This window comes from Kitasatospora sp. NPDC058162, from assembly GCF_042884005.1.
GTDB lineage: Bacteria > Actinomycetota > Actinomycetes > Streptomycetales > Streptomycetaceae > Kitasatospora.
This window is the reverse complement of sequence record NZ_JBHVUS010000006.1, coordinates 26,992-40,369: the sequence shown is the minus strand read 5'-3', so window position 1 is coordinate 40,369 and position 13,378 is coordinate 26,992. Positions and strand designations below refer to the sequence as shown.

15 protein-coding genes are annotated in these 13,378 nt (G+C 73.7%); 10 read left to right on the top strand and 5 right to left on the bottom strand.

From position 1 onward, the window contains the following. Window positions 1–14 precede the first annotated feature (14 nt). A complete protein-coding gene (locus ACFVXG_RS13920; protein WP_387927239.1) occupies window positions 15–440 on the top strand; it encodes an acyl-CoA thioesterase in 426 nt (141 codons plus the stop codon). A gap of 21 nt (window positions 441–461) precedes the next feature. Here the strand turns inward: ACFVXG_RS13920 and ACFVXG_RS13915 are convergent, their stop codons facing one another. Further along, entirely contained in the window at window positions 462–1,724 is a 1,263-nt protein-coding gene (locus tag ACFVXG_RS13915; RefSeq protein WP_387927237.1) for a YibE/F family protein, read from the bottom strand. Window positions 1,725–1,895: 171 nt separating this feature from the next. Between ACFVXG_RS13915 and ACFVXG_RS13910 the strand changes: the two genes are divergently transcribed. The 3 genes from ACFVXG_RS13910 to ACFVXG_RS13900 all read left to right on the top strand — a co-directional run bounded on the left by ACFVXG_RS13910 (window position 1,896) and on the right by ACFVXG_RS13900 (window position 6,340). Beyond that, window positions 1,896–3,416 carry an alpha/beta hydrolase gene (locus tag ACFVXG_RS13910; protein ID WP_387927235.1) on the top strand — a complete coding sequence of 507 codons (1,521 nt, stop codon included), beginning with the start codon at window positions 1,896–1,898 and terminating at the stop codon, window positions 3,414–3,416. A gap of 260 nt (window positions 3,417–3,676) precedes the next feature. Next, window positions 3,677–5,929: a transglycosylase domain-containing protein gene (locus ACFVXG_RS13905; protein WP_387927233.1), complete on the top strand. Its 2,253-nt coding sequence runs from the start codon at window positions 3,677–3,679 to the stop codon at window positions 5,927–5,929. Window positions 5,930–6,043: 114 nt separating this feature from the next. Beyond that, window positions 6,044–6,340 (top strand): hypothetical protein, encoded by a 297-nt coding sequence (locus ACFVXG_RS13900; protein WP_387927231.1) that lies wholly within the window; start codon window positions 6,044–6,046, stop codon window positions 6,338–6,340. A gap of 15 nt (window positions 6,341–6,355) precedes the next feature. Here the strand turns inward: ACFVXG_RS13900 and ACFVXG_RS13895 are convergent, their stop codons facing one another. Beyond that, window positions 6,356–6,976 carry a hypothetical protein gene (locus ACFVXG_RS13895; RefSeq protein ID WP_387927229.1) on the bottom strand — a complete coding sequence of 207 codons (621 nt, stop codon included), beginning with the start codon at window positions 6,974–6,976 and terminating at the stop codon, window positions 6,356–6,358. 19 nt (window positions 6,977–6,995) lie between these two features. Then, window positions 6,996–7,544, bottom strand: coding sequence for an RBBP9/YdeN family alpha/beta hydrolase (locus ACFVXG_RS13890; protein ID WP_387927227.1), 549 nt, complete (start codon window positions 7,542–7,544; stop codon window positions 6,996–6,998). A gap of 307 nt (window positions 7,545–7,851) precedes the next feature. Here ACFVXG_RS13890 and ACFVXG_RS13885 point away from each other — a divergent pair, with 307 nt between their 5' ends. Continuing rightward, window positions 7,852–8,418 (top strand): DJ-1/PfpI family protein, encoded by a 567-nt coding sequence (locus tag ACFVXG_RS13885; protein WP_387927225.1) that lies wholly within the window; start codon window positions 7,852–7,854, stop codon window positions 8,416–8,418. 174 nt (window positions 8,419–8,592) lie between these two features. Then, window positions 8,593–9,111 (top strand): gamma carbonic anhydrase family protein, encoded by a 519-nt coding sequence (locus ACFVXG_RS13880; RefSeq protein WP_387927224.1) that lies wholly within the window; start codon window positions 8,593–8,595, stop codon window positions 9,109–9,111. A gap of 27 nt (window positions 9,112–9,138) precedes the next feature. On the opposite strand, the gene ACFVXG_RS13875 is transcribed toward ACFVXG_RS13880, so the two are convergent. Next, entirely contained in the window at window positions 9,139–9,597 is a 459-nt protein-coding gene (locus ACFVXG_RS13875; RefSeq protein ID WP_350507207.1) for a MarR family transcriptional regulator, read from the bottom strand. A gap of 114 nt (window positions 9,598–9,711) precedes the next feature. Here ACFVXG_RS13875 and ACFVXG_RS13870 point away from each other — a divergent pair, with 114 nt between their 5' ends. Beyond that, a complete protein-coding gene (locus ACFVXG_RS13870) occupies window positions 9,712–10,968 on the top strand; it encodes an alpha/beta hydrolase (RefSeq protein ID WP_387927221.1) in 1,257 nt (418 codons plus the stop codon). On the opposite strand, the gene ACFVXG_RS13865 is transcribed toward ACFVXG_RS13870, so the two are convergent. Then, on the bottom strand, window positions 10,965–12,212 hold the full coding sequence (locus tag ACFVXG_RS13865) for an MFS transporter (protein WP_387927219.1): 1,248 nt from the start codon (window positions 12,210–12,212) through the stop codon (window positions 10,965–10,967). The genes ACFVXG_RS13870 and ACFVXG_RS13865 overlap by 4 nt on opposite strands. 190 nt (window positions 12,213–12,402) lie before the next feature. On the opposite strand from ACFVXG_RS13865, the gene ACFVXG_RS13860 reads away from it, so the two are divergent. The 3 genes from ACFVXG_RS13860 (at window position 12,403) to ACFVXG_RS13850 (ending at window position 13,286) form a co-directional block, all read left to right on the top strand. Then, on the top strand, window positions 12,403–12,639 hold the full coding sequence (locus tag ACFVXG_RS13860) for a DUF2277 domain-containing protein (protein ID WP_387927217.1): 237 nt from the start codon (window positions 12,403–12,405) through the stop codon (window positions 12,637–12,639). 67 nt (window positions 12,640–12,706) lie between these two features. Beyond that, a complete protein-coding gene (locus tag ACFVXG_RS13855) occupies window positions 12,707–12,943 on the top strand; it encodes a DUF6296 family protein (RefSeq protein ID WP_188304540.1) in 237 nt (78 codons plus the stop codon). Window positions 12,944–13,001: 58 nt separating this feature from the next. Further along, window positions 13,002–13,286 carry a DUF427 domain-containing protein gene (locus ACFVXG_RS13850; protein ID WP_387927216.1) on the top strand — a complete coding sequence of 95 codons (285 nt, stop codon included), beginning with the start codon at window positions 13,002–13,004 and terminating at the stop codon, window positions 13,284–13,286. Window positions 13,287–13,378: the final 92 nt, after the last annotated feature.

Genomic DNA, 13,378 nt, shown 5'->3' with positions numbered 1-13,378 from the left:
GTAGCGTGCGGGGCATGACCGATCAGGACTTCACCACGCGGGTCACCGTACGCGGGTACGAGACCGACACCCAGGGCCACCTGAACCAGGCCGTCTACCTGCAGTACGCCGAACACGCGCGCTGGGAGTACCTCCAGGCGGCCGGGATCCGCCAGGCCGAGCTGGTCGCCAAGGGCGTGGGGCCGGTCGTGCTGGAGACCACGGTGAAGTACCTGCGGGAGCTGCGCGCCGGTGACACGGTGGAGATCAGCTGCGCGTTCGCCTGGCGGGAGGGCAAGACCTTCCGGGTGGTGCAGCGGCTGACCCGGGAGGACGGCGTGCTGGCCGCGGAGATCACCGGGGTGGGCGGCATCCTCGACCTGGCGGCGCGCCGGTTGGTCGACGACCCGCGCGAGCCGCTGCGCGCGCTGGCCTCGGACCCGGGGTTGCTCGGCCTCTGACCGTCCGTCCGCCCCCCCGGGTCAGGCGTGGCGGTGCCGCCCGGCGGTGGCCGCCGCTGTCCGGGGGTGGTCGGCGGCGGCGATCAGGGCGGCCAGCCCGGTGGTGACCGGGACGGCGGCGACCAGCCCGATGCTGCCGACCAGGGTGCGGGCGATCTCCTCGGCGACCAGTTCGCTGGTGGCCACCGAGACCACCGTCCGGTGCGCGATGGAGAACAGCAGGAGCAGCGGCAGCGCGGCGCCCGCGTAGGCGAGCACCAGGGTGTTGACGGTCGAGGCGATGTGGTCGCGGCCGATCCGCATGCCGGTCCGGTACAGCCGGCCGGCGCCCATCGTCGGGTCGGCCTCGTGCAGTTCCCAGATCGCCGAGGTCTGGGTGACCGTCACGTCGAACAGCACGCCGAGCGAGCCGATCACGAACCCGGCCAGCAGCAGGCCGCGGATCTCGATGCCGGGGTAGAGGTCGTGGACCAGCCCGGTCTCCTCCGAGGTGTTGCCGGTCAGGTGCGCCCAGGAGGCGAAGACCAGGCTGAGCACCCCGATCAGCACCAGGGACACCAGCGTTCCGAGCACCGCCACCGAGGTGCGGGCGGACAGCCCGTGGCACAGGTAGAGGGCGATCAGCATGATCGCGCTGGCGCCGACGATCGCCACCAGCAGCGGGTCGGAGCCGTGCAGGATGGCGGGCAGGATGAACAGCGACAGCACGGCGAAGCTGATCGCCAGCGCGATCAGCGCGGCGACCCCGCGCCAGCGCCCGATCACCACCACGACGACGGCGAACAGCCCGGCGAGCACGCCCATCGGCAGGTTCCGGTCCACGTCGACGACGCTGTACTGGAGGTCCGCCGGCGCGTCCGGCGCGTACGCCAGCACGACCTGCTCGCCGACGTCGTAGCGCCGGGGCTCGGACGGGTGGACGACCACGGTGAAGGTGCGGCCCCGGTCCGGGCCGTCGGTGACCTCGACGGTGTCCTGCTGGCAGGTGCCCTGGTCGGCGGGGTTGAGGTCGGCGCAGGGCAGCTCCCGGAGCTGGGTGACCCGGCCGTGCCGGATCTGCTGGTCGAAGCCGACCCCGGTGTGCTGGTGGGCGGGGACCCCGCCCGGCCAGAGCACCGCAAGGCCGACCGCGACGGCCACCGCGAACGGCACCAGCACGGCCGCGATCACCTTGCGCAGGTGGGCGGAGACCGGCGCGGCGGGCCCGTGGGCGTGGCTGTGGCCGGGTCCGGACGAGTGCCCGTGCTCATGCCCGCCTCCGTCCTCCGGTGTCCCCGTGTCCATCTCACGCCTCCTCAGCTCTTCGGCACAGCAAGCGAAATCATCGACGTCCGGTGCTCCGCCGTCCCGCAGGCGGCGAACCATGGGCGCGCCGCCGTCCGGGGGATTACCCCACCGCCGACGGACCGGCTGGCAGCATGGGCCCAAGTCCACTGCCGCAGCAGACTCTTGGGCATGCCGAAGAACACGAAGAACACGAAGAACGTGAAGCACGCCTCGAAGCTCACCGCCACCGCCCTCGCCACCCTGGCCGTCACCGCGCTCACCGCCCTGCCCGCCGCAGCCGCCCCCGAGCGCGACGGCGCCGGCGGCCTCAACTGGTCCACCTGCCAGGGCCAGAGCGACGCCCGCCGGCAATGCGCCACCGTCACCGTCCCCCTGGACTACAACGACCCGGACGGCCGACAGATCACGCTCGCCGTCTCCCGGATCGCCACCGCCAAGCCCGGCCTGCGCCGCGGCGTGCTGCTGACCGTCCCCGGCGGGCCGGGCGGTTCCGGACTGAGCCTGCCCGCGAGCGCCGCGCAGCGCCTCCCGCAGTCCGTCCTGGACCGCTACGACCTGGTCGGCTTCGACCCGCGCGGCGTCGGCGCCTCCACCCCGGTCAGCTGCGGCCTGGACCACTCCGACCTGGCGATGGTCAACCTGCGCCCCTGGCCGGCCGCCGACGGCTCGATCGACGCCAACCTGGCCACCGCCCGCCGGGTCGCCGAGACCTGTGCGCGCAACGGGGGCCCGGTGCTGCGCAGCATCTCCACCGCCAACGAGGCCCGCGACATCGACCGGATCCGCCGCGCCCTCGGCGAGCGCAAGCTCTCCGCCTGGGGCACCTCGTACGGCACCTACGCGGGCGCCGTCTACGCCACGATGTTCCCCGGGCACACCGACCGGATCGTGCTGGACAGCAACGACGACCCGGACCCGTCGCGGGTCGGCCGCGGCTGGCTGGCCGCCTTCGGCCAGGGCGCCGAGGACCGGTTCCCCGACTTCGCCCGGTGGGCCTCGGCGCCGGACAACCCGGACCGGGTCGCGGACACCCCCGAGGAGGTGCGCCCGCTCTTCCTCGACCTGGCCGCCCGGCTCGACCGGGCCCCGCTGCCCTGGCCGGGCGCCAACCCGGCCGAGCTGAACGGCAACGTGCTGCGCGAGACCATGCTGGAAAGCCTGTACGCGGACGCCAAGTTCCCCGACCTGGCCCGGCAGATGCTGGCGGGCCTCGGCCGCCGCCCGCTGCCCGCGCCGGTCGTGCCGCCCGACCAGGTGGTGCAGAACACCATCGCGGTCTCCGTCGGCACCCTCTGCAACGACGTCAGCTGGCCCGCCGACCCGGCCGCCTACGCCAAGGAGGCGGCCGCCGACCGGGCCGCCCGCCCGCTCACCGCGGGCATGCCGGTGAACGTGATGCCCTGCGCCTTCTGGCCGTTCGCGCCGGCCGAGCCGCCGGTGCGGGTGACCGGCCGGGGCCCGGCGAACGTCCTGCTGGCGCAGAACCTGCGGGACCCGGCCACCCCGTACGGGGGCGCGCTCAAGCTCCGGGCCGCCTTCGGCGACCGGGCCCGGATGGTGACGGTCGACTCCGGCGGCCACGACGTCTACCTGGCGAACGGGAACGCCTGCGGCGACGCCGCGGTGACGGACTTCCTGGTGACGGGCCGCCGCCCGGCCGAGGACGTGTCCTGCCCGGCGGCCGGCTGACGCCGGACCGGGGCAGGGGGGCAACGGGCCGGGGCAGGGCAAGGGGGCAACGGGCCGTGAACGAACGGCCCTTGTCCCTGCGTGTACCCACGTTCGACGCTCACACATGAGTCGAACCTGTCGCGATTTTGTGACAATAGTTCGCCAACAGGCCCCCCACGGTGGGGATTCACGGCCGTAATGTTCGAACTATGTCAAAGAAGAGCCGCATACCTGCCCCGGACCCGGGCGACACCTGGGTCCCGCGCCCGAGGCGCCGTGTGACCCCGCTCGGATTCCTGCGCCATGCGGCCACCTTCCTCGGCTCCAGCGTGCTGGGCGGCGTCCTGCTGGCGGGCCTGATCCTCCCGGGGGCGGGCGCGGTCGGACTGGGCGCCAAGAGCGGCGCCGAGGGCTTCGAGAGCATCCCCGACGACTTCAAGACCCCGCCGCTCACCCAGGCGACCCAGATCTTCGACGCCAAGGGCGGCCTGATCGCCAAGGTCTACGAGCGCGACCGCACGGTGCTGACCGCCGAGCAGATGTCGCCGCTGATCCGCAAGGCCCAGGTGGACATCGAGGACGCGCGCTTCTACGAGCACGGCGCCGTCGACCTCAAGGGCGTGCTGCGGGCGATCACCAAGAACGCGGAGAGCGGCTCCGCCGTCCAGGGCGCCTCCACCCTGACCCAGCAGTACGTGAAGAACGTCAACGTCGAGATGGCCGGGGACGATCCGGTGGCGGTGCGCGAGGCGCAGCGCAAGACCCTCGGCCGCAAGATCCAGGAACTGCGCTACGCCATCAAGCTGGAGGAGGACCTGAGCAAGGAGCAGATCCTCACCAACTACCTGAACATCACCTTCTACGGCCACCAGGCGTACGGCATCCAGGCCGCCTCCCAGCGCTACTTCAGCAAGGACGCCAAGGACCTCACCCTCCCCGAGGCGGCGATGCTCGCCGGGCTGGTGCAGAACCCGTCCCAGTACGACCCGAAGCTGCACCCGGTGGCCGCCCAGAAGCGCCGGGACACCGTCATCGACAAGATGGTGGAGAACAAGCACATCACCGCGCAGCAGGCGGCCGAGGCCAAGGCCGCCCCGCTCGGCCTCAACTACAAGGACCCGCAGAACGGTTGCATCACCGCCCAGGCCGGCACGGGCTTCTTCTGCGACTACGTGCGCCACGTGGTCAAGCAGGACCCGACCTTCGGCAAGAGCGCCGCCGAGCGCAAGAAGCTGTGGGACACCGGCGGGTTGAACATCTACACCACCCTCGACCCGGAGAAGCAGGCCGCCGCCCAGAACGCCGTCTCCACCAAGGTGTACGTCACCGACCCGGTCTCGGCGGCGATGACGATGGTCGAGCCCGGCACCGGCAAGATCCTGGCGATGGCCCAGACCCGCCCGTACGGCCTGGCGAAGGAGAAGAACCAGACCGTCGTCAACTTCAACGTGGACGCGGCGATGGGCGGGGGCATCGGCTTCCAGCCCGGCTCCAACTTCAAGCCGATCGTGGCCGCCGCCGCCCTGGAGGCGGGCCTGTCGCCCACCCAGCAGTACGACGCGCCGAACCGGATGGACTGGCCGACGATGAAGACCTGCGACGGCACCTGGAAGAACCTCAGCAAGGGCAGGAAGGAGGGGACGATCCCCAACGAGAGCCCGAGCGAGAAGGGGCCGTACCAGCTCAAGCAGGCCATGGCGCTCTCGGTCAACACCTACTTCGTGCAGATGGAGCAGGAGATCGGGCTCTGCGCCGTCAAGCAGATGGCCAACAAGCTGGGGGTGACCGGAAAGGCGAGCGGCGACCCGCTGCAGGAGGTGCCCGCCCTCGGCCTGGGCACCCAGGAGGTCAGCCCGCTGACCATGGCCAACGTCTACGCGACCTTCGCCGCCCGGGGCGACTACTGCGCGCCGCTGGCGATCAACCGGATCACCACGGTGGACGGCAAGGACGTCCCGGTGACCCCGGCCCACTGCGACCAGGTGATGTCCACGGACACCGCCGACGTGATCAACAGCGTGCTGCTCGGGGTGACCGAGAAGGGCGGCACCGCGCGGGACCTCCGGCTGGACGACGACCGCCAGATCGCGGGCAAGACCGGCACCACGGACGAGAAGAAGTCGGCCTGGTTCACCGGCTACACCGGCAACCTGGCCGGCTCGGTCTGGCTGGGCAGCCCGGGCGTCAAGGTGCCGATGCGCAACATCCGGATCGGCGGCGAGTTCCAGTCCGAGGTGTTCGGGGCGACCGGCCCGGGGCCGATCTGGCAGAAGGCCATGAGCGACGCCGTGCGGACCATGCCGGAGAAGGAGTTCAGCACCGTCTACATCCCGGACCCGGTCCGGCAGACCCCCGGGTGCGGCACCCCCACCGGCTCGCCGTCCTCGGCGACCTGCACCGGGGCGCCCAGCCCGGGCTCGACCGGCCACCCGCGCGGCAACTCCCCTTCCTCGGGCGGCAGTTCGACCGGCCGCTCGGCCCCCACCAGCCCGCCGGGCGCCACGGACCCGTCGGACCCCTCGGACCAGTGACGGCATGACGTCCTGACGTCCTGCTGCTGTGACACCCACGGACTGACGACCGCGGCCCCGCATGAGTACCCGTACTCATGCGGGGCCGCGCCCGCTCGGCGGACGATGGTCGCCATGCCGCACAGCTTCCTCGGCGTCCCCGCCGTTTTCTGGCCCTCCACCGGCTACCTGGCCGGCTACCTGGTGATCGCCGTCGCCGCCGCCCGCGAACTGCGCACGGGGGTGAGCGCGGCCAACGCCGTCCGGCAGTGGACGGCGGTGGTGTGGACGATGCCGGGCTTCCTGCTCGCGATGGCCGTCAACCCGTTCCCGGACGGCACGTCGGCCCGCTTCCTGTCCGCCACCGCGCTCGGTGCGGCGGGCAACGCCGCCCTGCTGGCGCTCGCCGCCCACGCCCTCGGCCTGCCGTGAGAGTCGTGGCGCGGCCTACCGCGCCTCGAGCGGCTCGCCGGTGTCCTGGTCGAGGTTGAACACCCGCCGGTAGGAGTCGGTGACCACGGTGATCTGGGTCCGCCCCGTCCAACTCGCCTCCACCAGCCGGGCGTCCTCCGGGGCGCCGCCGACGTCCGCGAGCAGCCAGCGCCGGGCCGACCAGCCCTCGCCGCTCTCCAGCAGCACCTGCCAGTGCTCACCGGCCTGCGGCCCGGAGTCGTACGAGCGGTGCACCACCACCAGGGAGCTCTCCGCCCCGGCCGGGGCCACCTCCCGGCTGCGGGTCTCGGCCGCCGACACCTTGTGCGCAGCCAGCACGCCGAGCACGAACACCACCCCGGCGGTCACCGTCACCGCCCGGGTGGCGGCCCGGACGGCGGTGCGGCGGTCGCTCAGCCAGGCGGCCGCGATCAGCGCGCCCAGCGCGCCGCCGAGCAGCAGCTCCGGCTGGTTCAGCAGGTCGGCGACCAGCATCAGGCCGCCCGAGCGGCTCTCCCACTGCCCCTCGGTGTACAGCAGGACGGCGGCCGCCCCGCCGGCCAGCAGCAGCCGGACCAGGAGGCGCCGGCTCCGCGGCGTCCGGTTGCTCCGGCGCCCGTCGGTCCACTCGTCCATCGTCCCCCCGGTCATCCGCTCACAGCCCCGCGAGGAGTTCCCGGCCCTCCGGCCAGTCACCCAGCCCGGAGTCCGCGTTGAGGTGCCCGTACGCGCCCGGCTCGACGTACCGGGCGCCCCAGGCCCGGGCGAACTCGCGGGCCCGCGCGGGGGTCACCCACGGGTCGTCGGTGGAGGAGACCACCACGGCCGGGAACGGGAAGCGCTCCAGCGCCACCGGCCGGAAGCCCAGCAGCTCCGGCACCTCGGCGGTGTCCACGTCCGCAGGCGCGACCAGCAGCGCGCCCCGGACGGCGGCGGTCCGCTCGGCGGACGCACCGGCCGCCCAGTGGGCCGCCGTGACGCAGCCCAGGCTGTGCGCGACCAGCACCACCGGCCCCTCGGCGGAGGCCGCGGCCACTGCCGCGTCCACCCGGGCCACCCAGTCCGGCCGCTCCGGGCGGTCCCAGTCCGCCTGCTCGACCCGGCGGAAGGCGTCCGGCTCGGCGGCCTCCCAGCGGCTCTGCCAGTGCGCGGGGCCCGAGTCCTGGTACCCGGGGAGGACGAGGTAGGTCGTACGGTCGGACATGGGCTCCTCCGGGGCGGTTCGGGCCGCGGCCGCTGGACGGCCGGTGCACGGGCAGCACGAGAGTCTAGGCCGCGCGCCGGACGGCCCCGCAGCCGGGCGCCGCACCCGCCGCCGTACCCGCTCCCACCCCCGGCGCGCACGGCTCGCGACCGGCGCGCGAGCCGGATGGTGCGCCGCCGTACGCCCGGTGCGCCCTGTTGCCAACGCAGCGCCCGGTACGGGAGGTTGGACCGGGCCCGGGCACGGCGGCCACCGCGCCCGGACCCGCGCCAGGTCTGCCGTTCGATCACGTGGAGGGATGTCGGGGATGACATCGAAGATCCTGCTCGTCACCGGGGACGCCGCCGAGTCGCTGGAGGTGTTCTACCCGTACCAGCGGCTGCGCGAGGAGGGCTACCAGGTCGACATCGCCGCCCCCACCAAGAAGCGCCTGCAGTTCGTGGTGCACGACTTCGTCGACGGCTACGACACCTACACCGAGAAGCCCGGGTACACCTGGCCCGCCGACATCGCCCTGGCCGACGTCGACCCGGCCGACTACGTCGCCCTGGTCATCCCCGGCGGCCGCGCCCCCGAGTACCTGCGCAACGACCCGGACGTGCAGCGGATCGCCCGGCACTTCTTCGCCGGGGACAAGCCCGTCGCGCAGATCTGCCACGGACCGCTGATCACCGCCGCCGCCGGGGTGCTCGACGGCCGCCGCACCTCCGCCTACCCCGCGCTGGCGCCGGACATCAAGGCGGCGGGCGCCGAGTTCGTGGACGCCGAGGCGGTGGTGGACGGCGTGGTCGTCTCGGCCCGGGCCTGGCCCGACCACCCGGCCTGGCTGCGCGCCTTCATCGAGGTCCTGCGCACCAAGGCCCCGGTGGCCTGAACCACCGCCGCCCCCGGACCGCAGTCGGACCCCGAGACCTCTCGGGGTCCGGCCCCGGAGCCCGGTCGGGGTCACGCCCTCCCCGCGGCTGACGACCTCGCCCGCCTCGCGCCCTGACCGTCCCCCTACGCTGACCGGCGACAGTGCAGCCGATCACCACCAGGAGGACCAGTCATGGCAGAACCGCTGATCGCCACCGTCGGGGGCAAGGTGCCCGCCGTCGACCCGGGGGCCTTCCTCGCCCCGAACGCCGTCGTGGTCGGGGACGTCACGGTCGCCGCCGGGGCGAGCGTCTGGTACGGGGCGGTGCTGCGCGGCGACGCCGAGTCGATCGCCGTCGGCGCGGGCAGCAACATCCAGGACAACTGCACCCTGCACGCCGACCCCGGCTTCCCGCTGGTGGTCGGCGAGCGGGTCTCGGTCGGCCACAACGCGGTGCTGCACGGCTGCACCGTGGCGGACGACGTCCTGGTCGGGATGAACGCCACCGTCCTCAACGGCGCTCGGATCGGCTCCGGTTCGCTGGTCGCGGCGGGCGCGGTGGTGACCCAGGGCATGGACGTCCCGCCCGGCTCGCTGGTCGCGGGCGTCCCGGCCAAGGTGCGCCGGGAGCTGACGGAGGAGGAGCGGGCCGGCATCAAGGCCAACGGCGAGGGCTACCTGCTCCTCGCCGAGGCGCACCGGCAGATCTAGCGCAGGGCAGGTACCGCAGGGCGGGCACTACAGCCGGTCGTAGACGGCGGACAGCCGGCGCAGCACCTCGGCGGCCCGGTCCAGGGCCTCCTCGTCGTAGTCGTCGAGGTCGGCGTGCAGGGCCTCGGCGAGGGCCGCCTGGCGCTGCTCGTGCCGGGCGCGGCCGTCCTCGGTGAGGGTGACCAGGACGGACCGCTTGTCCTCGGGCGGGCGGGTGCGGGTGACGTAGCCCGCGGTGACCAGGCCGTTCACCAGCTGGGTGGTGGCGGCGCCGGTGGTCTCGGTGCCGGCGGCGAGCTGGGTGATGGTGAGCGGTCCCTGGTCGGCCAGGGTGCGCAGGGCCCGGGCGTGGGTGAGGGAGAGGGCGCCCGGGGTGCGGGTGGCGCGTCCGCGCAGCCGGGAGTCCGCGGCGCTGAGCCGGTAGGCGGCGCGGGCCAGGCGGTCGAGGGCCTGGGCCCGCCCGGGGGCGGGCGGCTGTTCGGTCATGGCGGGGCTCCTCCTCGGCGGTTGACAACAGCCTAGCCTCAGTACTTAATAGATAAGTACTTAGCCACTAAGTACTTATCTATCTCGCTCCAGGAGGAGCAGGAGGAGACCGTCATGACCATCCGTTCGACCGGCCAGAACTGGGCCCTGGACATCGCCCTCGCCCAGGGCGGCTTCGACGCGCTGCACCCCGAGGCCGTCGGGACCATGGAGCAGCTCGGCCACGACCACACCGACTTCGCCAAGGTCTTCGCCCTGGTCAGGAGCGGTGCCATGCTGCCCAAGGCGTGGGCGACGGTGGCCGGCCAGGCCGAGGAGCGCGCCGCCCACCACGAGCGCGCGGGCTTCGCCCGCACCGCCGCCGACCTCTACCTGCGGGCCGCCGTGATGTGGGGCCGGGCCCAGTACTCGATCTTCGACGCCGCCGACCCGCGCAAGGCGGCCCTGCGCGCCCACGCCGACCACTGCGTGGAGCGCCTGGGCGCACTGCGCGACGGCCGGGTCCGGCGGGTGGTGCTGGACTTCGAGGGCTCGAAGATCTACGCCCTGCTGCACCTGCCCGAAGGGCCGGTGGAGAACGCGCCCGCCGTCATCCTCGGCCCCGGGATGGACATGATCAAGGAGGACTACATCTGGGCGGCCGAGCGCTACTACACCTCCCGCGGCATGGTCGCGCTGTCCATCGAGGGCCCCGGCCAGGGCGAGAGCCGGGCCGGCGGACTGACCGTCGACCTCGGCAACTACGAGCGGGCGATCGGCCGCTACCTCGACCACCTGGCCGCGCTCCCGGAGGTCGACGCCGACCGGATCGGCATGTTCGGCATCTCGATGAGCGGCTACTGGGGCTCCCGGGCCGCCGCCACCGACCGCCGGCTGGCCGCCCTGGCCGCCTTCGAGGCCGTCACCGGCGACTTCGCGACGATCTTCGAGCGCGCCCAGCCGACCTTCAAGAACAACTACATGTTCATGGCCGGGTACACCGACGAGGAGGCCTTCGACCGCGACCTGGCCCAGCGCATGCCGCTCGGCGACCTGGTGGCCGACATCACCTGCCCGGTGCTGTACGGGATCGGCGAGTTCGACGAGCTCACCGACCTCGGCCAGGCCCTGGCGAGCTTCGAGCGCATCCGGGCCCCGAAGGAGCTGCGGGTCTACGAGGACGAGTTCCACCCGCTCGGCGGGGTGGCCGCCGAGGCCTTCCGCTTCGCCGCGGAGTGGCTGGAGCGCGCCCTGGCCGGCGAGTTCGCCGACCCGGGCCGCGACGTGCGCCACTACGTCCACCGTGACGGGCGCACCACCGACGGCACCGCCGACCCGACCTGGTGGCTCGGCGCCGCCCCGGCGGCACTCACCGCGCTGCGCCGGGGCTAGAGCCTCTGGGACGCCGCTGACGGGCTCGCGCCCGCCGGCTCCGCAGCCGACAGGCCCACGCCCGTCTGCTCCGCCGCCTGCTCCACCGGCACCGGGGCGGGCGGGCGCCGGTCGGCCGCCCAGGCCAGCACCGCGACGGCGGCGCCGGCCGCGGCCAGGCCGGCGCCCACCAGGGTCGGCGAGGTCCAGCCCAGCCCGGCGGCCAGGGCCAGCCCGCCGAAGTAGGCCCCCTGGGCGTTGGCCAGGTTGAAGGCGCCCTGCACGGTCGCCGAGGCCAGGGTCGGCGCGCTGCGCGCCTTCTGCAGCACCAGGGTCTGCACCGCCGGGACGATCGCGAAGCCGAACAGCCCGATCAGCACCACCGTGACGGCCGCCGACCAGCGGGCGTGCGCGGTCACCGCGAACAGCGCGAGCGTCGCCGAGAGCAGCAGGAAGGAGACGCAGACGGTCGGGCGCAGCGCCCGGTCCGCGGCGAACCCGCCGATCACGTTGCCGATCGTCATCCCGACCCCGAACAGCGCCAGCACCCCGGTCACCGAGCCGGTCGCGTACCCGGAGACCTCGGTGAGCAGCGGTGCGATGTAGCTGTAGCAGGCGAACATCCCGCCGCAGCCGACCACCACGGTGGCCAGGGCCAGCCACAGCTGCCCGCTGCGGAAGGCCCGCAGCTCGTGCCGGAGCCCGGACTGGCCGGGGGAGGGGAGGGCCGGCACCAGCCGGGCGATGGCGAGCGTCCCGGCGGCGGCGATCAGCACCACCACCAGCATGGTCGCCCGCCACCCGAGGTGCTGGCCGAGCAGGGTCGCGGCCGGGACGCCGACGATGTTGGCCACGGTCAGGCCGGAGAACATCACCGCGACCGCCCGGGCCCGCCGGTCCGGCGCCACCAGCTCGGCGGCGGCCACCGCCCCCGCGCCGAAGAAGGCGCCGTGCGGCAGCCCGGTGATCAGCCGCGCCGCGGCCAGCGTCCAGAAGTCGGGGGCCAGCGCGCACAGCAGGTTGCCGGTCGCGAACAGCCCGGCCAGCGCCACCAGCACCGCCTTGCGGGGCTTCCCGGCGGCCAGTGCGGTGAGCAGCGGCGCGCCGACCACCACCCCCAGCGCGTACGCGGAGATCAGCCAGCCCGCCTGCGGGATGGAGACGTGCAGACTGTCGGCGACCTGGGGGAGCAGCCCCATGGCGGCGAATTCGGTGGTCCCGATGGCGAAAGCGGTGACGGCCAGCGCGAACAGCGCGAGAGGCAAGGAGTGACTCCGGGGTGATGCCCGCAACCGGCAGGGGCGCGCGACGGGTGATTCGTTCGTCCGAAATCCTAATCCGGCCGGATGGCGCCCCCGTAAGGCCCGTGTGACGAAACGGGGCCGTGGGGCGGAATGGGTGCCCTGGGGTGGAAGGGGGTTCGCCTCGGCGGCCCGGGCGCGCGAGACTGGTGGCATGTGCCGCAACATCAAGACGCTGCGCCCGCCCGTGACGCCCGACGCCGGTGAGGAGGACTTCCACGCCGCCGCGCTGCAGTACGTCCGCAAGGTGTCCGGCTTCCGCGCGCCGGCGGCCCACAACCGCGAGGCCTTCGACCGGGCCGTGGACGCGGTCGCCGAGGCCACCGCCCAGCTGCTCGACGAGCTGGAGGTGCGCGGCTCGCACGCCCGGGCCGCCGAGGCCACTGCCTGAGACGCCCGGGACCACCGCTTGAGACGCCCGGAGCCACCGCCCGAGACGCAGGGAGCAGGATCCGCTGATGAACCCCGCCAACCGTTACGCCCTCACCTTCCCCGGCACGCCCGGCACCCAGGCCCCGCAGGACGTGGTCGTGGTCACCCGGACCAGCGCCAAGGGCCCGGGCGGGCACCCCGTCTACGAGGACGCCAGCGGGATCGTCCGGGCCGAGATCAGCGACGCCGGCGAGGTCCGGATGCTCGCCAGCGGCGGTCACCAGTCCCCGCACCTGCCGGTGCACGCCCACCCGCTGCCCTGAGCCCCGGAATCCGCCCGAAGCGCCGGTCGCGGCCGCGTCCGTGCGGCACAATCGGCTCATGACCACAGCGAGTTGGCAGGGCACCGTCGTCGCCGAGAGCGCGGACACCGTCGTCGTCGAGGGCAACCACTACTTTCCGGTGGAGTCGGTGCGGGCCGAGTTCCTGCGGCCCTCCGACACCACCACGGTGTGCGGCTGGAAGGGCACGGCCAACTACTACACCGTGGAGGTGTCCGGGCAGGCCAACCCGGACGCCGCCTGGTACTACGCCGACCCGAAGCCGGAGGCGGAGCACGTCCGGGACCGGGTGGCCTTCTGGCGTGGTGTGGAGATCACCGAGTAGCGCTGAACAGCCCACGCCGAGCAGCGCCGTACGGCCCCCGCCCGTCCGCCGGGCGGGGGCCGTGCAGGCGGTCAGGGGCAGTCCCGGGGCCC